Annotated in this window: 15 protein-coding genes; 7 read left to right on the plus strand and 8 right to left on the minus strand. The window is 72.6% G+C overall.

From position 1 onward, the window contains the following. Window positions 1–239 precede the first annotated feature (239 nt). From AB0B33_RS00740 to AB0B33_RS00755, 4 genes are all read right to left on the minus strand, one after another. Complete coding sequence (locus tag AB0B33_RS00740) at window positions 240–776, minus strand: DUF4291 family protein (RefSeq protein WP_360765118.1); 537 nt, start codon at window positions 774–776, stop codon at window positions 240–242. Window positions 777–1,461: 685 nt separating this feature from the next. Beyond that, a complete protein-coding gene (locus AB0B33_RS00745; protein WP_360765121.1) occupies window positions 1,462–5,208 on the minus strand; it encodes an ABC transporter transmembrane domain-containing protein in 3,747 nt (1,248 codons plus the stop codon). Window positions 5,209–5,305: 97 nt separating this feature from the next. After that, window positions 5,306–6,187: an ABC transporter permease gene (locus AB0B33_RS00750; RefSeq protein ID WP_247018898.1), complete on the minus strand. Its 882-nt coding sequence runs from the start codon at window positions 6,185–6,187 to the stop codon at window positions 5,306–5,308. After that, window positions 6,187–7,224 (minus strand): ABC transporter ATP-binding protein, encoded by a 1,038-nt coding sequence (locus AB0B33_RS00755; protein WP_360765123.1) that lies wholly within the window; start codon window positions 7,222–7,224, stop codon window positions 6,187–6,189. Before AB0B33_RS00755 ends, AB0B33_RS00750 begins: the two co-directional genes overlap by 1 nt. A gap of 507 nt (window positions 7,225–7,731) precedes the next feature. On the opposite strand from AB0B33_RS00755, the gene AB0B33_RS00760 reads away from it, so the two are divergent. Genes AB0B33_RS00760 through AB0B33_RS00770 form a run of 3 tightly spaced genes read left to right on the plus strand, consistent with a single transcriptional unit; the run spans window position 7,732 to window position 10,900 of the window. Then, window positions 7,732–8,397 (plus strand): response regulator transcription factor, encoded by a 666-nt coding sequence (locus AB0B33_RS00760; RefSeq protein ID WP_360765126.1) that lies wholly within the window; start codon window positions 7,732–7,734, stop codon window positions 8,395–8,397. Next, the gene (locus AB0B33_RS00765; protein ID WP_360765129.1) at window positions 8,390–9,742 is read left to right on the plus strand and encodes an ATP-binding protein; all 1,353 of its coding nucleotides are present in this window, start codon (window positions 8,390–8,392) and stop codon (window positions 9,740–9,742) included. The genes AB0B33_RS00760 and AB0B33_RS00765 overlap by 8 nt, the downstream gene beginning before the upstream one ends. A gap of 45 nt (window positions 9,743–9,787) precedes the next feature. Beyond that, window positions 9,788–10,900, plus strand: a complete 1,113-nt coding sequence (locus AB0B33_RS00770; RefSeq protein ID WP_360765131.1) for an acyltransferase — start codon at window positions 9,788–9,790, stop codon at window positions 10,898–10,900. A gap of 1 nt (window position 10,901) precedes the next feature. Here AB0B33_RS00770 and ald read toward each other — a convergent pair whose 3' ends face one another. After that, window positions 10,902–12,017 (minus strand): alanine dehydrogenase, encoded by a 1,116-nt coding sequence (gene ald, locus AB0B33_RS00775; RefSeq protein ID WP_360765134.1) that lies wholly within the window; start codon window positions 12,015–12,017, stop codon window positions 10,902–10,904. Window positions 12,018–12,189: 172 nt separating this feature from the next. Here ald and AB0B33_RS00780 point away from each other — a divergent pair, with 172 nt between their 5' ends. Then, complete coding sequence (locus tag AB0B33_RS00780) at window positions 12,190–13,125, plus strand: zinc-binding dehydrogenase (RefSeq protein WP_360765137.1); 936 nt, start codon at window positions 12,190–12,192, stop codon at window positions 13,123–13,125. Then, a complete protein-coding gene (locus tag AB0B33_RS00785) occupies window positions 13,122–13,571 on the plus strand; it encodes a pyridoxamine 5'-phosphate oxidase family protein (protein ID WP_360765139.1) in 450 nt (149 codons plus the stop codon). Before AB0B33_RS00780 ends, AB0B33_RS00785 begins: the two co-directional genes overlap by 4 nt. Before the next feature lie 66 nt (window positions 13,572–13,637). Here the strand turns inward: AB0B33_RS00785 and AB0B33_RS00790 are convergent, their stop codons facing one another. Continuing rightward, window positions 13,638–14,546: a zinc metalloprotease gene (locus AB0B33_RS00790; protein WP_360765142.1), complete on the minus strand. Its 909-nt coding sequence runs from the start codon at window positions 14,544–14,546 to the stop codon at window positions 13,638–13,640. Window positions 14,547–14,710: 164 nt separating this feature from the next. Continuing rightward, the gene (locus AB0B33_RS00795; protein WP_360765145.1) at window positions 14,711–16,267 is read right to left on the minus strand and encodes a helix-turn-helix domain-containing protein; all 1,557 of its coding nucleotides are present in this window, start codon (window positions 16,265–16,267) and stop codon (window positions 14,711–14,713) included. Window positions 16,268–16,317: 50 nt separating this feature from the next. On the opposite strand from AB0B33_RS00795, the gene AB0B33_RS00800 reads away from it, so the two are divergent. Next, entirely contained in the window at window positions 16,318–16,938 is a 621-nt protein-coding gene (locus AB0B33_RS00800) for a class I SAM-dependent methyltransferase (protein WP_247018916.1), read from the plus strand. A gap of 51 nt (window positions 16,939–16,989) precedes the next feature. Here the strand turns inward: AB0B33_RS00800 and AB0B33_RS00805 are convergent, their stop codons facing one another. Next, window positions 16,990–18,045 carry a hypothetical protein gene (locus AB0B33_RS00805; protein ID WP_360765147.1) on the minus strand — a complete coding sequence of 352 codons (1,056 nt, stop codon included), beginning with the start codon at window positions 18,043–18,045 and terminating at the stop codon, window positions 16,990–16,992. 299 nt (window positions 18,046–18,344) lie between these two features. On the opposite strand from AB0B33_RS00805, the gene AB0B33_RS00810 reads away from it, so the two are divergent. Next, window positions 18,345–18,746, plus strand: coding sequence for a hypothetical protein (locus AB0B33_RS00810; RefSeq protein ID WP_360765149.1), 402 nt, complete (start codon window positions 18,345–18,347; stop codon window positions 18,744–18,746). Window positions 18,747–18,805 lie beyond the last annotated feature (59 nt).

Below are 18,805 nucleotides of genomic sequence, written 5' to 3' on the forward strand. Positions count from 1 at the left end.
GGGAAGCGGTGTGGGTGGGCTGGGGATGGCTCGCTGGGTGGCCGTGACGAGCGCCGCCTTGGGAGGCGGTGTGAGGTGGGCCGGGGATGGCTTCGCCGGGGGGCGGGTGCCGGTGTGGCGGACGCTGCCTTGGATGGGCGCGGGTCGGCTGTCCCGGGGCGCGGCGGGGTGCTGCGCCGGGTCGGCGTGGCTCGCCGGGGGCCGCTGATGTCGGTGCGGCCGGGGCGGCGGGCGCTGGCTCAGCCGGTGGCTCCCACGGCCTTGGCGAGGTCTCCGCTCAGCGGGTACGGCGGCTCGTGGGGGACGAGCCGGACCGCCTTGTGGAGCTGGTCCGTCGCGAGGAGGCCGGCGATGTCGCGCACCACCGGGGTGATGTCGGTGATCGCCGTGATCCAGTCGCCGGTGTAGTGGTCGAGCGCTTCGGCGGTGAGGCCGATGCGGATCGCGTCGAAGTCGAGCACGGTGTGGTCGAGGTCTCGTTCCGCGTCCCACCGGGTGAGTACCGGGCCCGGGTGGGCGAGGGCCCACTCGAAGCCGCTGCGGGTGAGGTCGACCGCGAGGACGCGCTCGTGGCCGGGCTTGCTGCCGTTGCCGCTGTCGTAGGCCGCCCAGCGGAAGGAAGGGTCGAGCCAGACGGTGCCCTCGAGGCCGGCGAAGGTCTGTTTTTCGAGCGCGGCGTCGGCGACGGCGGGTGAGCACGCCTGGTAGACCCGGACGGTCGTCTCGGTCTGCGCGGCTCGGACCTGCCGGTCGGGGACTCGCTTCTCTTCGAACATGCCCGCCATGCTCCCAGCGCTCCGGGCCCGCGGCCACGAACTTTCGGCGTTCAGCCGACCGCCGGGACCGGCGGGGAGGGCCGCAGCCTGCGTGACGGCGGCCTTGGTGACCTGGTCGGAGCGGGCCGGCAGCCGCGCAGGGCGAAGTCGGCGCGGACGGCAGCCTCGCAGGGCGGAACCGCCGCGGCCGACAGCCGCGCAGGGACAGAATCGCCGCGGACGGCCAGCCGCGCAGGGCGGAGTCGCCGCAGCCGGAGTGACAGCGGCCGGCTGATGCGCCGGCCAGCTTGGCGCCCGGCCGACCTGGTGCCGGTCGCCCGGTGCCCGATGCCGGGTGCCTGGTGGACCGAGGTGGGCTTGGCCAGTCGGGCGTCCGGTCGGCCTGGTGCCGGTGCCCGGTTCCTGGTCGGCCGAGGTGGCGTGGCCAGCCGGGTGTCCGGTCGGCTTGGTGCCCGGTGCCCGGTGCCCGGTGCCCGGTGCCCGGTCGGCCGAGGTGGGCTTGGCCAGTCGGGCGTCCGGTCGGCCTGGTGCCGGTGCCCGGTTCCTGGTCGGCCGAAGCGGGCCTGGCCAGCCAGGTGCCGGTCGGCCTGATGCCCCGCGGGCTGGAGCGGGCGCGGTCGGTCTGCGGTTCCGGCTCCGGTGCCCCGGCCGCGAGGGGCGGAAGGCCACCGTGGCCGGCGCTGGGTCAGCCCAGGGCCCACAGCCTCGCGTAGTGCCCCTTCGCCGCCAAGAGCTCCTCGTGCGTTCCTGTCTCGGCGATGCGGCCGTGGTCCAGGACCACGATGCGGTCCGCGCGGGCCGCCGTTGCCAGGCGGTGGGCCACCACGAATGTCGTGCGGCGGCGGGCCACCGTCTCCGTTGCGCGCAGGACCGCCGCTTCCGTCGACGGGTCCAGGGCCGCCGTTGCCTCGTCCAGCAGCAGGACGTCCGGGTCCACCAGCTCCGCTCGGGCCAGTGCCACCAGCTGGCGCTGGCCCGCCGACAGCGAGCGGCCGCGTTCGCCCACCGGTTGCAGGAAGCCCGCCGGCAGCGCCGCGACGCCGTCGAACGCGCCCACCGCGCGGACCGCCGCCTCCACCTCCGCGTCGGAGGCGGACGGGCGGCCGTAGCGGACGTTGTCGGCCACCGTGCCCGAGAACAGGTGCGCTTCCTGCGGCACCACGCCCATCCGGCCCCGCAGGCCGGCCAGCTCGTACTCGCGGACGTCCGTGCCGTCGATCCGGACCTCGCCGCCGGTGACGTCGTAGTAGCGCGCGACCAGCTTCACGACCGTCGACTTCCCGGCGCCGGTCGCGCCGACCAGCGCGATCGTCTCGCCCGCGCTGACGTCCAGCGAGAACTGCTCCAGCGCCTTCGCCTCGACACCGGTGTAGGAGAAGTCGACGTCCTTGAACGCCACCTCGCCGCGCAGCCGCTCCGGTGCCGCGACCGAGCGCTCGGCCGCCGGGACCGACGTCGGCGTGCGCAGCAGGTCGCCGATCCGGGAGAGGCCGACTCGGGCCTGCTGGTAGCCGTCGAACACTGACGACAGCTGCTGGATCGGCGAGAAGAACTGCTGCAGGTACAGCAGGAACGCGAGCAGCACGCCGGCCGACAGCGTGCCCGCCGCGACGCGGCTCGCCCCGACCACCAGCACCGTCGTGGTCGCCAGGTCGGACAGCAGCGCCACCAGCGGGAAGTACGTGGCGACGTACTGCTGGGCCCGCAGCCGCGAGCGCCGGTAGGAGTCGCTCAGCGAAGCGAACGCCTCCGCGGAACGGTCTTCGCGCGCATACGCCTGCGTGACGCGCAGCCCGCTGACGTTCTCCTGCATGTCCGCGTTGACGACGCTGACCCGCTCGCGGGCCTCGTTGTACGCCTTCGACGCCGCCCGCCGGAAGATCACCGTGGCCACCGCCAGCACCGGCACCATCGCCAGCGCGAACAACGCCAGCCCGGCGTCGGTGACCAGCAGCGCCGCCGCGATCCCGGCCAGCGTCAGCGCGCTGACCACCGCCGTGGCGAGCCCGGTCTGCAGGAACGTCGAGAGCGCGTCGACGTCCGTCGTCATCCGGGTCATGATCTTCCCGGACAGTTCCCGCTCGTAGTAGTCGAGCCCGAGCCGTTGCAGGTGCGCGTAACTGCGGACGCGCAGCGAGTACAGCACCGTCTCGCCGACCCGCGACGTCAGCCGGGTCTGCGCGAACACCACCAGCCAGTCGGCCGCGATCACCAGGGCGCCGATGCCGGCCGCCAGCCAGACCACGTACTCGACGCCCGTGCGGACACCGTGGTCGACGCCGAACTGGTACAGCGCCGGCAGCGCGATCGACGCCAGCGCGTCCGCCGCCACCAGGCCGACGACCACCGCCAGCGGCCAGCGGACCGGCCGCAGCAGCCGGGCCAGCCGGAAGCCGGGATCGGGTGCTGTGACGTCCACATCGGACAGGCGCGGCTCGTCGACGGCCGGCGGGAGCTGCCGCACGCCCTCGATCAGCTCCGGGGTCGGCGGCATGTCGAGGCCGGCGCCGCCGCGGCCGACGAACCCGCTGCTGTTCGGGTCGCCGCTGCGCAGGCGCGCCGCGTCGGCCAGCTCGTCGACCTCGTCACGCTCTTCGTGCGGCCACAGCGACGGCGTGACCCCGGCCGGGCCGAGGTCCAGGCCCTCGCACCGGTGCTTCTCCTCGACGCCGTCGCCCGGGCCCGCGATCAGCTCGCGGAACAGCGGGCAGCGCGCCATCAGCTCGGCTTCGGTGCCGACGTCGACGACGTGACCGTTGTCCAGCACCGCGATCCGGTCGGCCAGCGCCAGCGTCGAGCGCCGGTGCGCGATCAGCAGCGTCGTCCGGCTCGCCGTGACCGAACGCAGGGTGTCGTAGATCGCGGCTTCGGTGACGGTGTCGATGGCCGAGGTCGCGTCGTCGAGGATGAGGACGCGCGGGTCGGTGATCAGCGCCCTGGCCAGCCCGAGCCGCTGCCGCTGCCCGCCCGAGAGCGTCAGCCCGCGTTCGCCGACCAGCGTCTCGTAGCCCTCCGGCAGCGCGCGGATGAACTCGTCCGCCTCCGCGGCGCGCGCGGCCGCGAAGACCTCTTCGTCGCTCGCGTCCGGCCTGCCGTACGCGATGTTGTCCCGGATCGTGGTGGAGAACAGGAACGCCTCTTCGAACACCACGCCGATCGCCTGGCGCAGCTGCCGCAGCGGCACGTCCCGGACGTCGAGGCCGCCGACCCGGACCGCGCCCGCGTGCACGTCGTAGAACCGCGGCAGCAGCAGCGAGATCGTCGACTTCCCGGAGCCCGCGGTGCCGACCAGCGCGAGGGTCTCGCCCGGGTGCGCGGTGACCGAAAGCCCGTTCAGCACCGGATCGCTGCGCGTGTAACCGAAGCGGACGGCGTCGAGCTCCACGCCCAGCGGCCCCTCCGGCATCGATTGCGCGTCGGGCGCGTCGACGACGTCCGGCTGCGCGTCGATCAGCTCGTACACGCGCTCGGCGCCCGCGCGGGTCAGCTGGGCCTGCACGACCAGGCTGGACAGCATCCTCGCGGGCCCGACCAGCGTCGCGAGGTAGGTCGCGAAGGCGAGGAACGTGCCGAGCGTGATGGCGCCGTTCATGGCGAGGACGCCGCCGATGCCGAGCACGGCGACCTGGCCGGCGGCGGGCAGGGAAGCGGTCGTCGCCGTCGGTACCGCGGACAGCTTCGCCGCGCGAAGCCGCTCCGCGAACAACTTGCGCGCGGTCCCCTCCAACCGCCCGACTTCCCGCTTCTCCTGGCCGAAACCCTTGACCACGCGGACACCGGTGACGGTCTCTTCGACCTGCTGCGCCACGTCGCCCGCGCGCTGTTGCGCCGACCACGTCGCCGGGAAGAGCCGCTTGCGCCCGCGCGCCACGATGATGCCGACTGCGGGCGTGACGACCAGCGCGATCAGCGTCAGCACCGGGGACAGCCACAGCATCGCCGCGAACGAAAGCAGCGCGAAGAGAACCGAACCGAAGGACACCGGGATCTGCATCAGGATCCCGGTGACCAGCTGCAGGTCGGAGATCGCGCGCGAGACGATCTGGCCGGTGCGCATCGCGTCCTGCTTGCCGCCGTCCAGCCGCGAAACCGCGTTGAAGACCCGCTGCCGCAGGTCGTGCTGGACGCCGAGGGCGAGCTTCCCGCCGACGTACCGGCGCACGAACGCCGTGCCGAAAGCCACCACTTGCAGCGAGATCAGGAAGACAGCCACCCCGGGCAGCCCGCCGGTCTGCCCCGCCACGGCGTCGTCGACCGCCGTGCGCACCAGCAGCGGGCTCACGGCCTGCACGCCGACGCTGAAGACGGCGGCGGTCAGCGAAAGCACGACGAGGGCGCGGTGCTCCCAGGCCGCGGCGGACAGCCGGCGGACCCAGCCGACGGTCTCGGCTGGTGGGAGCTCTTGACGGGAGCGGGGCGGAGCGGTGGTCACGTCATGACAGTAAGCGCGGCCACCGACAATTTATTTCCGCGAACGCCGTGAAGGCCACCCCGGCGACGTCGGGGTGGCCTTCACGGACGGGTGAAACCTAGGTGATGTCTCGCTTCTGGTTGCCCAGCCAGCCGAGGCCGAAGAAGAGCATGGTCCAGGCGAAGAAGATCAGCGCCGACGCCCACCACGAGATCACGCCCGGCGCACCCGCCGCGAGCTGCAGGCCCAGCTGCGACCAGTGGTCGACGCCGCCCGGCAGGTTCAGCGTGTTGATCCCGAAGGCGTCCGCCGCGATCCCGCCCACGATCCCGTTCGCGGTGCCGTTCGGCAGGATCCCGCCCAGGATGTCGACCGGGCCCCAGAGCGCGATGACCAGCACGTTCTCCACGATCAGGAACCACACCAGGAACAGCACCACGGCCAGCGGCACGCTGCGCAGCACCGCGCCGAACCCGATGCCGAACAGCGTCACCAGCACCGAGGCCAGGATCGTCCCGCCGAGCGCGGCCAGCCACTGGCCCGCGCTGGGCCACCGGCCGGAGTCGACCGACGCCATCACCGCGACCGCCGAGACGCCGAAGCTCACCAGGCCGTAGATCGCGCCCCACGCCACGTAGGTGAGCATCTTCGCGGTCAGCGCCGTGATCCGGTTCGGCGCGGTCAGGAACGTCGTCGTGATCGTCTTGCTGCGGTACTCGCCCGCCAGCGCGAAGACGCCGAACAGGCCGGGGATGAGCTGCGCGATGTTCACGCCGTGCGCGAACGCCAGCAGCCCGACCGGCAGCTTGCTCGCGTCCAGGCCGACCGCGCCCGCGACCTCGCGCGCGTCGCTCGAGCCGATGAAGTCCGCGAAGTCGTTGGTGATCTTGCCCCAGACGAAGGTCAGCCAGAACGCCACCAGCGCCAGCGGGATCAGCAGCACCCACCACGTGTTCAGCGACAGCGTCTTGCGGAACTCCGCTTTGATCAGGTTGCCCATCACTGCTGCGGTCCTCCCCAGTGCTGCTGTTGCTGTTGCTGCTGCGGGCCCGAAGGCGGGTACTGCTGCGGCGGGTACCCGGGCGGCGGGCCCTGGTACTGCGGCTGCGGCGGGTAACCCGGCGCGCCGGCGTACTGGCCTTGGGTCAGCTGGAAGAACATCCGCTCCAGGTCGGCGTGGTCCTCCTGCATCCCGTAGACCGCGATGCCGGCCTTCGCCGCGATGTCACCGATCTGCTGGACGCTCGACCCGGCGACCGCGACCCGGCCGTCCGGAGTCGGCGAAACGCCGGTGATGCCGTTCTCCTGCAACGCCTTCACGAGCGCCGACGGGTCCGCCGGCTGCACCAGCACCCGCGACTGCTGGCTCTTGCGCAGCTGCTCCAGCGGGCCGAAGTAGCGCGTGACGCCCTGGCTGATGATCACGACCTGGTCGATCAGCTGCTCGACCTCGTTGAGCAGGTGGCTCGACACCAGCACGGTCCGCCGCTGCTCGCGCGCGTACGAGCGGAGGAAGTTCCGCAGCCACAGGATGCCTTCGGGGTCGAGGCCGTTCGTCGGCTCGTCCAGCACCAGCACCTGCGGGTCGCCGAGCAGCGCGGTGGCCAGCGCCAGCCGCTGCCGCATGCCGAGCGAGAACCCGCCCGCCTTCCGGTCCGCGGCGCTGCCCAGGCCCACCAGGCCGAGCACCTCGTCCGCGCGCTGGTCCGGCACGCCGATCGCCGCGGCGTACACCCGAAGGTGGTTCCGGGCCGTGCGGCCCGGGTGGAAACCTTCGTTTTCCAAAACCGAGCCGACCACCCGCGCCGGATTCCCCAGCTGCGAGTGCGGACGGCCGTTGATCGTCGCCGTCCCCGACGTGGGCGTCACCAACCCGAGCAGCATGCGCAACGTCGTCGTCTTGCCGGCGCCGTTCGGGCCGAGGAAGCCCGTCACCGACCCCGGTTCGACCGTGAAGCTGAGGTTCTGCACCGCGTTCACCGCGCCGAACTGCTTGCTCAGGTTCTGCACCACAATCCGGCCACTGCCGTCGTGCATACCGTCCCCTAACGTTCCCCGCTGATGCGGCGTCATCCTGCCCTACCGCCGCCGCTCGCGCGCACGGAACTGCCGAACCGGCCGGGAGCGACCTTCGTCACGTTCCGCAACCGGCGATGTGCGTGACCTGAGGGTTTGCCGAGCGCGACAGATCAAGTTGGTAAACATTTCGTTCGACTTGGCGACCCGGTGCAGCGAAGTCGTGCAAAGACCTCTAAGCTGGGTATCGGCGGCCCGCTCCCAGTGACCCCCAGGCTGGTTGAGCGGGTCGCCCCTTCGTCTCTGCTCCGGGCTTCGCTCCGTCGCGCGACTTCGTCCTTTTGCCCGGGGGCCGAGCCCCCGGACCCCCCACGGTGCGGCACGCGCGGCTTCCCGGCGTTGCCGCGTCCGGGTCGAGTCGCGGTGCGGCACGCGCGGCTTCCCGGCGTTGCCGCGTCCGGGTCGAGTCGCGGTGTGGTACGCGCGGCTTCCCGGTGTCGGCCCTCTTCCCTGTGGCATCGTGGCGCGATGCGGATCTTGCTCGTCGAGGATGAGCGGCGGCTCGCCGAGGCGCTGCGGGCCGGGCTGAGCGCCGAGGGGTACGCCGTCGACGTCGCGCACAACGGGCGGGACGCGCTCTGGCTCGCCGGGGAACACCCCTACTCCGCCATCGTCCTGGACATCATGCTGCCGGGGCTGAACGGCTACCGCGTCTGCCGGCGGCTGCGGGAACAGGGGAACAGCACGCCGATCCTCATGCTCACCGCCAAGGACGGGGAGGACGACGAGATCGAGGCGCTCGACACCGGTGCCGACGACTTCCTGCCCAAGCCCTTTTCCTACGGTGTCCTGCTCTCGCGGCTGCGGGCGCTCATCCGGCGGGGCGGCGCCACCCGGCCGGGGGTCCTCAGGCTGGGGGACCTCGAGCTCGACCAGGCCGCCCGGACCTGCCGGCGCGGCGGGGCCGACATCGCGCTCACCACCAAGGAGTTCGCCCTGCTCGCCTACCTGGTGCAGCGGCCGGGACAGGTGGTCACCAAAGCCGAACTGCTCGACAACCTCTGGGACTTCGCCGCGGCCGCGACCGCCAACCTCGTCGAGGTGCACGTCAGCGCGCTGCGGCGCAAGCTCGGCGCCGAAACCATCCGGACCGTCCGCGGCGCCGGCTACCTCGTGGTGACCGCGGGTGCCTAGGTTCCTCCGCTCGACCCGCTTCCGCGTCGCGCTCACGGCGTTCGCCGCGTCGGTCGTGGCGCTCGGGGCGGTTTCCGTGTGGTTCGTGCTGCAGGCGGAGAGCCGGCTCCGGAACGCCGCCGCGCAGCTCGCCGACGCCCACGCCGACGCGATCGTCCAGCTGCTGAACACCGGTGCCGAGCCGGCCGGCCTGACCCTGCTCGTGCGCGATTCGATCTACGAGGTCACCGATCGCGCCGGTAGGCGGCTCGTCTCCTGCCCGGTCCTGGACGGGGCCACGCTCGCCGCGTTCGACACCGATGTCACGCTCCGGCCGTACGAGATCGTCCGGAGCGACCAGGCCTCCGTCGGGTGCGCTCCCGAATTGCGCGACCTCGACGAAACCCTCACCGTGCACGTCGTCCACGCCGTCAGCGGGGACAGCAAGTACGACGTCTTCGCCGGCGTGGAGATCGACGCCGAGGGCCAGGCGGCCGTCGACTCCGTCCGGACCGTGCTCACCGCCGGCGTTCCCGCGGTCGCGCTGCTCATCGGCGTCATCGCGTGGCTCGCCGTCCGCCGGTCGCTGCGGCCGGTCGAGGCCATCCGCGGCGAGGTCGCCGAGATCGGCGCGCACGACCTGGGCCGCCGGGTGCCGGAACCGGGCACCGGCGACGAGATCGCACGTCTCGCCGGGACCATGAACACCATGCTCGCGCGGCTCGACGAGGCCGTCACCCGGCAGAGCCGGTTCACCGCCGACGCGTCGCACGAACTGCGCACCCCGCTCGCTTCGCTGCGGACCCAGCTCGAGGTCCTCCTCGCGCACCCGGACCGGCTCGACTGGCGGGACACCTGCGAGAACGCGCTGCTCGACATCACCCGGCTGCAGGACCTCGTCGCCGACCTCGTGCTGCTGGGCAAGCTCGACCACGCCGGCCCGGCCCGGCTCGAACCGGTGGCACTGTCCGAAGTGGCCGAAACCGTCGCGGCCGGGCGCGCCGACGTCGAAGTCAGCGGGACGCCGGTGGTGCGCGGGCACCGGTCGCGGCTGGAACGGCTCGTCCGCAACCTCGTCGACAACGCCGAGCGGCACGCGGTGTCCCGGGTCGTCGTCGCGGTGTCCGCTGTGGACGGACAGGTCGTGCTGACGGTCACCGACGACGGGCCCGGCATCCCGGAAGCGGACCGCGAGCGCGTCTTCGACCGCTTCGTCCGCCTCGACGACGCCCGTGCCCGCGACGACGGCGGGTCCGGGCTGGGCCTGGCCATCGTGGCCGACATCGCCCGCGCCCACGGTGGCACGGCCGTGGCCGAAGCGGGCAGCCGGTTCGTCGTCACGCTCCCGGAGCTGAAGACGTCTTAAGCTCGCTTCAGGTCCCGTTCAGCGTCCGCGGCCGACGCTGCGCGCATGATCATCTCTTGGCGGCCCCTCGACCACGCCGCGTACCGGTCGTCGTCGTGGTTCCCCGGCCTGACCGGCGTGCGCGCGCTCGCCGCACTGGCCGTCGTGTTCTTCCACTACGGCGGCCCGGCGCTCGACCGGCTGCAGGGCTGGATCGCCGTCCAGCTGTTCTTCGTGCTGTCCGGGTTCCTGATCACGACGCTGGCGTTGCGCGAAGAAGACCGCACGGGCCGGATCTCGGTGCGCGACTTCTACCTCCGCCGCGTCTTCCGGATCATGCCGGTGTACTTCCTGCTGCTCGGCCTGACGGCGCTGGCGGTGACGCTCGCCGGGACGTACGGGAGCAGCCGGCTCGCCGACGCGATGCCGTACTACCTGACGTTCCTCAACGAAGTCGTCGACTTCAACACGCCGTACCCGACGTCGTGGTCGCTGGGCGTGGAGGAGAAGTTCTACCTCGTCTGGCCCGCGCTGCTCGTGCTGACGTCGTTCGCGAAAACCGGCAAAACCGCGCTGCGCCTGCTGATCGGCGCGGGCGCGCTGGGGTTCGTGCTCGGCGTCCTGCCGCTGGCTCCCGCGCACCAGTGGGCGAGCCTGTCCGTGCACTACGGCTCGCTGGTCGTCGGCTGCCTGCTCGCGCTGGCGCTGCACCACCCGCGCGGGTTCGCCGTGCTGCGGCCGCTGACCAGCCCGGCCGCGGCGACGCTGGTGGCGCTCGGGTTCGGCGTGCTCCAGCTGTCGGTCGAGCCGCTGGGGCGGGCGCTCGGCGGGAACTGGCAGTTCGTCGTCCCGGTCTACGCGGTGGGCGCGGCGCTGCTGCTGGTCGCGGTGGTCTCGGCGGGGCCGGTGCGGAGGGTGCTCTCGAGCCGCGTGCTGACGTTCATCGGCGACCGCTCCTACGCGCTCTACCTGGCCCAGACGGGCGCGGCGGGTGTGACCGGCCTGCTGTTCCCGACCGGGCTGGGGAAGGCGGTCGCTACCTCCGCCGTGGCGCTGCTCTTCGCGTGCGGTCTCCGGAAGTGGGTCGAGCAGCCGGCCATCGCGTACGGGCGACGGCTGGTGGCGAAAGGGGAGCGGGCCCCTGCCGCGGAACGACAGGGACCCGCTCGGGTGAGGTAGGTCAGGCGAGGACGGTGTCCAGCGGCGTGTGCACCAGGTCGTGCGCGACCGCGACCGGGCCGTTGGTCAGGGCGCCGTCGTGGGTGTTGAGGCCCTTCGCGAGCGCGGCGTCGGCCTGCAGTGCCGTCTTCCAGCCGTGCTCGGCCAGCTGGACCGCGTAGGGCAGCGTGACGTTGGTGAGGCCGTAGGTCGACGTCCGGGGCACCGCGCCCGGCATGTTCGCGACGCAGTAGAAGACCGACTCGTGCACGGTGTAGGTCGGTTCGTCGTGGGTGGTCGGGCGCGAGTCGGCGAAGCAGCCGCCCTGGTCGATCGCGATGTCGACCAGCACGCTGCCGGCCTTCATGCGCGACACGAGCTCGTTCGAGACGAGCTTCGGCGCCTTCGCGCCCGGCACCAGCACCGCGCCGATGACCATGTCGGCCTGCAGCACGGACTCCTCGACCGACAGGCGGGTCGACGTCACCGTGCGGATGCGGCCGCCGAAGTCGTTGTCGATCTGGCGGAGGCGGTCGACGTTGGTGTCGAGGATCTCGACGTCCGAGCCGAGGCCCAGCGCGACGCGGGCGGCGTTGAGGCCGGCCACGCCGCCGCCGATGACGACGACGCGCGCCGGGTGCACGCCGGGGATGCCGCCGGGCAGGACACCGCGCCCGCCGCTCGGCTTCATCAGCGAGAACGCGCCGACCTGCGGGGCCAGCCGGCCCGCGACCTCGGACATCGGGGCGAGCAGCGGGAGCGCGCCGGTGGCGGTCTGCACCGTCTCGTAGGCGATCGCGGTGGTGCCGGCGGCCAGCAGCGCGTCGGTCAGCGGGCGGTCGGCGGCGATGTGCAGGTAGGTGAACAGGACCTGGTCGCGCCGGAGCCGGCCGTACTCCTCGGCGATGGGCTCCTTGACCTTGAGGACGAGCTCGCCCTCGGCCCAGGTCTCGTCGGCGGTGGCGAGGATCTTCGCGCCGGCGGCGACGTACTCCTCGTCGGAGATGGACGACCCGGTACCGGCACCGGTCTCGACGAAGACGTCGTGCCCGCGCCCGACCAGCTCGTGCACGCCGGCCGGGGTCAGCGCGACCCGGTACTCGTGCCTCTTGATCTCACGGGGAACGGCGATACGCACGGTCGGCCTCCTGGGTCGGTCTGCGTCGAAAATCGGTGCGGTGGTGCCACTCACGGTGAGCCACCCGGACGGCGGTGTCATCGTGCTGCACGGACATTTTTTTGCCGGGTTCGTGGTGCTCGGCGGACAACACCGTTGACTTCGACTTCACTTGAAGTTGCAGCGTGGGCGCATGAGAGCTGTGTGGTTGCGTGAGTTCGGCGGCCCGGAGGTGCTGGTCCCCGGGGACGCTCCGGATCCCGTCGCCGGGCCCGGTCAGGTGCTGGTCGAAGTGGCCTTCGTGAACACGACGTTCGTCGAGACGCAGCTGAGGGCGGGCGCGCCCGGGCCGTTCCGGGTGACGCCGCCGGTGATCCCGGGCAACGGCGTCGGCGGGGTGATCAGCGCGGTCGGCGAGGGCGTCGACCCGGGACTGGCCGGGCAGCGGGTGGTGACGTCGACCGGCGGTTCCGGCGGCTACGCCCAGCGCGTCGCGGTGGCCGCGACGGCGGTGTTCCCGGTGCCGTCTTCCCTGGAACTCGACGCGGCGGTGGCGGTGCTCGCGGACGGCCGCACCGCGACCGGCTTGGTGCATGCGGCCAGCGTGCGCCCCGGCGATCGAGTCCTGGTCGAGGCCGCGGCGGGCGGTGTCGGCGGCCTGCTGGTCCAGCTGGCGAAGGCGGCGGGCGCGGTCGTGATCGGCGCGGCGGGCGGTCCGGCGAAGGTGGCCCGGGTGCTCGGGGCGGACGCCGTGGTCGACTACCTGGCCCCGGATTGGGTGTCCGAGGCGGGGCCGGTCGACGTCGTCTTCGACGGCGTGGGCGGCCCGATCGGCGCGGCCGCTTTCGGTGCGCTGCGGCGAGGCGGGCGGATGGCGGTCTACGGGCTGGCGAGCGGTTCGTGGGCGGAAGTGTCCGAAGAGGACGCTGCCGCGCACGGGGTTTCCCTGGTGCGCTCGATCGGGAGCCCGGCGGAGCTGCGGGCGTTCACGGAGTCGGCACTGGCGGAAGCGGCGGCGGGCCGGCTGGTGCCGGTGATCGGCCAGCGCTTCCCGCTGGAGAAGGCGGCGGACGCCCACGCGGCGATGGAATCCCGCGCCACGGTGGGGAAGACGCTGCTGGTCGCATGAGCACGTTCGACGTGGACGAGTTCCTCGCCCGGCCGCTCACCGCCCGGGTGGCCACGGACGGCCCGACGGTCCGGCCCACTTGGTACCTCTGGGAGGGCGGCGCGTTCTGGATCCTCAGCGGCGAGTGGTCGCGCCTGCCGGCGCGGATTCGCGAGCGGCCGCGGATCGCGCTCGCGGTGGACGTCTGCGAGCTGGACACCGGGGTGGTGCGGCAGGTGCTGGCGAGCGGTGACGCGGACTTGCGGCCGTTCGACGTCCCGCGCGGGCGCCGGAAGCTGGTGCGATACCTCGGCGCGGACGAGGAACGGTGGGATCCGCGGTTCCGGGCGTACCTGCACGAGAACCAGGACACCCTCTGGGTGCACCTGCGGCCTTCGCGGCTGGTCGCGACCGACCTCAGCTACGAGGTTGTGGGATCGTCCTTCGCGGCAAAACAGTGCTCCTGATCCGTGGTGCCGTGAAGGGCACCTCATGGACTTGATAGCCATGAGGTGCCCTGCACGGAAAACCGTTCAGGCGCGGTAAGCGGACCAAGCGCTGTTCATCCGCGTGCCCTGGCCCGCGGTGAACTCGTACATGCAGTTGTCGTAGCTGTAGTCCATGAAGTTGTGCACCGGGTCCTTGCCCGACGCCGTGCAGGTGTCCTTGGTCGTCGGGCAGCCCGACGTCGCCGTCGCTTCGGCCGGGGTGTCGGACACGTAGTCGCCCGAACCGGAGCAGCCGCCCTGGAACGTGTGGTAGAGCCCCATCCAGTGGCCGACCTCGTGCGTGGCCGTGTCGCCCTCGTTGTAGTTCGTCGCCGAGCGGCCCGGGAGGGACTCGTCGAGGATGACGACGCCGTCCAGCTTCGGCTGCGAGTTGTAGTTCCACGGGAACGTCGCCCAGCCGAGCAGGTCGTCGCCGAGGTTGGCGGTGTAGATGTTCAGCGCGTTCTTGCCGCCCTTGCGCAGCGCGTTCTTCATGTTGCGCTCGGCCGAGGTGCCGTCGGTGATGCCGTTGTACCAGGTCGAGTTGTTCGTGTAGTCGGTGCTCACCAGCGAGAAGCTGAAGCCCTTGGAGCCGTAAGCGCTGTTCAGCACCGAGATCTGCTTGGTGATCGTGGCCGCCGGCAGGTTGCCGGTCGAGCCGCTCGTGATCACGTGGAAGTACACCGGGATCGAGACCGCCGCCGCGGCCTTGAACGCCGTCCGCTTGCCGGCGAGCTTGCTCTGCATGTCCGCTTCGACGCGGGCCGCCTCGGCGGGCGACAGGCTGTCGGCGTGGCCGTCCTTGCTCCGGTCCGCCGACTGGGTGGGGGTGAAGCAGTCGCCGGACGGCGCCGCGACGGCGCTCCCGGCGGTGGCGCCCGGGACGACCAGGGCGACGAGGGACAGCGCGGACACCGCGCCCAGCTTGAGAGCCCTGCTGACCGAACTGCTCATGGACAACTCCTCGTGCGATGACCCGGCCGCGCCGGGTGGTGCAGAGAAAATGCGTCAGGCGATCACCGGAATCCACCACCTTTCGGCTGGAAAACACAATCCGGACGATCGGCGCGATCCATGCGGAGCAGCGCATGCGTCGCGTACTGGGCCGAACGGCGCAATCAGCTCCAGCGCAGCGCCACGAGCTGCGTGATCAGCGCCAGCCGGACGTCGGGGTCGTCGAGGTCCAGCGGGACCAGTTCCAGGAGCTTCCGCATCCGGTACCGCAGGGTGTTCGGGTGGATGCGCAGCTCCCGCGCCGCCGCGCGCGGGTCGCCGGGGTGGCGCAGCCACTCGTAGAGCGTCTCGACGTAGCCGGCCTTGCCGGTCTCGTCGTGCGCGCGCAGCGCGCCCAGCGGGCCGAGCTCGGCGACCTTCGCGCCGGCCGCCGCGGTCGCACCGCGGTGCAGGGTCAGCGCCGTCCAGGCTTCGTCGAAGGTGATCACGCGCGCTTCGAGCAGCTCCGCGCGCAGCAACCCGAGGGCTTCGTCGGCCTGCAGACGCGACGCCGAGAGGTGGCCGATCTCGCCGGGCGCACCCGCCGCGGCGCGCGGAGCACCGACGCGACGGGACGGTCCCGTCGCGACGAGAGCCTCGCGCAGTTCCGCCCACCCGCCGGGGCCCGGCCGGTCCGGGACCACGGCGTAGAGCAGCCCGCCCAGCTCGGTCGCCACCGGGCGGCTGCCGATGCCCTGGGAGATGCGTTCGAGCAGCGCGAGGCGCAGGCCCTCGGCGTCGCGCCCGTCGCCGCCGGTGACCTCGATGACGACCACGCGGTGCGGCTCGTCGGACAGGTCGAGCTCGGCCATCGCCTTGCGCGGGTTCGCGCGGCCTTCGAGCACTCCGCGCAGCAGCTCGGCCGACGCGCGGCGCTGCGCGTCGGTGTGCGCACGGCGCCGCAGCAGGTGCAGCGCGACGACCGGGGCGGCGTCGGCGAACGCGGCCGCGCGCTCGTCGGACACCGGCCCGGCGACCACCGCCCACATCGAGCCGAGCAGCTCGCCGCCCATCCGGATCGGCACGATCAGCCGCGGCAGCGTGCCGTCGCGCTGGGCGGGGACGAAGATCGTCTGCCGGCCGCGCGACAGCTCGCGGAACACCCCGCGCGACCGGAACCGCGCGAGGACGTCGTCGGGGATGCGGCGGCCCATGATCGTGGCGACGCGCGCGGGGTCGGTGAGGTCCTGGCGCGCGGAGTAGGCGAGCACGCGCGAGTTGGTGTCCTCGATGGTCACCGGGGCGTCCACGACGGACGCGACGGCGTCGGCGAGCCGGAAGAGGTCGCCGGAGCCGGGGTCGAGGTCTTCGGACTCGTCGGCGAGGGCGTCGAGGACGGTCCGCAGCAGCCACACGAGCTGCGCCCACGACGTCGCCGCGTGCACCTGCACCAGCGCGATCCCGCTCGCCTTCGCGGCCCGCTTAACCGACGGCTTCCCGGCGACCGGCGGCTTGAGCAGCACGGCGGCGGCGCCCTGCCCGGCGCTCTGGCGCACGAGCTCGGCGGCGTCTTCGGGACCGGTCGTGGCGACGCCGAGCACGAGGTCGCCTGCCGACAGGGTGACCGCGCCGCCGGGTTCGGCGATGACGACGTCGGCGACCGCGGGGGAGTCCTCGGGCACCTGGAGCGCGTGGAGCAGCGTCGGCCCCACCCGGTCGACCACGCTGCGCACCGACACCACGGGATCATTCTGGCCGAGAAACCGGTGGACGGCTCGGTAGGGTCGAAGGGGTGAGCGAGCCCCGGCGGATCGTCGAATCCGGCTACGACAGCTCGGCGGAGCGCTACCTCGAGTGGAGCGCCCGGATCGAGGACGAGCCGCGGATGCGTTTGCTGGCGCAGCTGAACGACCGGCTCCCCGACGGCGCCCGCGTCCTCGACCTCGGGTGCGGGGCGGGCGTGCCGTGCACCGCGGTGCTGGCCGAGCGCCACGACGTCCTCGGTGTCGACCTTTCCGCGGCCCAGCTCGAGCTGGCCCGCCGGAACGTCCCCGGCGCGCGGTTCGAGCGGGGCGACATGACCCGGCTGTCCTTTCCGGACGGCAGCTTCGACGCCGTCACGGCGTTCTACTCGGTCCTGCACGTGCCCCGGGAAGAACACGGCGCGCTCTTCGCGCGGATTGCCGGCTGGCTGCGGCCCGGCGGCCGGTTCCTCGCCGCGCTCGGCCGCGGCGAAGCGAACGGTGTCGAGGCCGAATGGCTGGGGACCCCGATGTTCTTCAGCAGCAACGGGTCCGCCGAGAACCGCCGGCTGCTCGAAGCGGCCGGGTTCACGCTCGAAGTGGACGAACCGGCGACGCTCGAGGAGCCGGAGGGCCCGGCGACCTTCCACTGGGTGCTCGGCCGCCGCTGAAGGGGGGCCTACCGGGGCGGCGGCGGGCGGACGCGCCGCCCCGGTAGGCGTTCAGGGGGTCAGAGCTCCACGCTCTTGACCACGCGGCGCGCGACGGCGAGGAGCATGCCGATGTCCGCCGAGCGCGGCATGGTCTGGCCGTTGCCCAGCATGTCCGTTCTCCTTCTTCCGGTTTTCGGGGTTCAGCAGGCGGTGAGGATCGAGCCGAGACGGAGTGACGGCCAGGTAGCCGCCGCTGACCCCGCTCACCCGCCGCCGGAGCGCGTTGAGCTCGGTGACCGGCGCGTCACGGTCCACGTGTGGTTCCTCTCCGGGCCTCGGGTTCGTCGGTGTTCGGGCCCGGCCCGGCGCGGATGCGGCCGAGCAGCGGGGCAGCACCTGCAACCGGACGGCCGCCGGTCCGCCCCGGCGCCGCTGGCCCCGGGATCGCGTCGCGGCCGGGAGCGCGACGGCGGCGGGCGGGCCGTCGCCGACCAGCCGGGACACCTCGACCGTCACCGGGAAGACGTTGCGCCCCAGCAGGAACGCGATGTCCCGAGCGCAGCGCCGGCCGTTCGCGCAGGCGACGATGTCGCGCCGCCTGCGGTTCGTCGCCGGCGCGGCGGGGACCGGCACCAGCCGTTCCCGGTACGGGGAAACCGGTGTGGGCAGCGACGCCGGCGCGTCGATCCGCCGCCGGGTTTCGGGCAGCAGCCGGTCGACGTCGCGACCCGGGCTGACCGGGACGGGGACGTCGAGCAGATCGCGGTCGACGGCGTACTCGTGGATCGTGCCCGCGACGACGGCGAACGCGCTGTCCTGGGCGGCCGCGGTGGCGACCAGCCGCAGTTCGGCGGCGCCGATCCCGCCGCCGAGGAGGTCGCCGAGTGAGGCGGTGCCGTCGGCGCGCAGCACGGCCGACCAGTCGTCCTCCCGGATCCGGCCCGAGCGCAGCAACAGCGCGTCCGGACCCGGCGCGCCCGGGCTGCCCACCGCCCCTTCGCGCAGGTGGAACACGCCGCCCGGACGGCCCGCGAGGTAGAGCGAGCCGGTGGTCCCCTCGGCCCGGCAGGCGCGTAGCGCCCGCGCGAGGAAGTCGAACGAAGGCCGGTCCCGCGTTTCGCTCACCGCACTCCTGGCTGTTTCCGGAAATGGCGTCCCGAAGATCTTCTCCGGGTCGAGGAGTGGCCGACTCTATGGCACCCGTGCTCGCGTTCCCAGCGGGTTCCCCCGATGTTCGCAATAGCAGAAAATTCCTGTCGTCGCCGCCGGGAGACCGAAAAGAACTGTCCACTCGGTAATGAATCTCCTTACAGGGCAAGGGTATACCCCGGTGGGAGCGCCGGTCGATCTTGTGGCATTCTCTCGCGCTTGTTCGCGGTGACCGGTTTCGAAAGCGCGAGGTGATCGGGTTGTACGGACGTGACGTGGCGGAATGGAAAAAGATGATCGCGGCGGGCCGGACGATCCTGATCGCCAGGGCGGTGGCGGACCGGACCACCTCGTACGGTGAATTCGCCGCCGCGCTCGTGCGCACCACCGGCGTGGCCGGGTTCGACTTCACGACCGGTGCCGGCCGCGCGAGCATGGCCTACCTGCTCGACCGGATTTCCGAGGCGGCGTACGCGGAGTCGGGCGAACGGCTGCTCGGCGCGCTCGTCCGCAACCTCGGCGCCGACGACGCCGGACCGGGCTTCTTCCGGCTCGCGAGCCGGAAGGGCCTGGCCGTCCCGCGCACCCGTGGCGGGCGCCAGCTGTTCTGGGCCCAGCACGTGCGGGAACTGCACGAGCACTTCGCCGGCGTCGCCCACCGCCCGGCGGCGGGGTGAGCGACGTCAGACGTCGTGCGGCTCACCGGCTCCTCTCGGCCCGGCAGTCTCGCGTCCGC

The organism is Amycolatopsis sp. NPDC049159 (assembly GCF_040648295.1).
GTDB classification, from domain to species: domain Bacteria; phylum Actinomycetota; class Actinomycetes; order Mycobacteriales; family Pseudonocardiaceae; genus Amycolatopsis; species Amycolatopsis pretoriensis_A.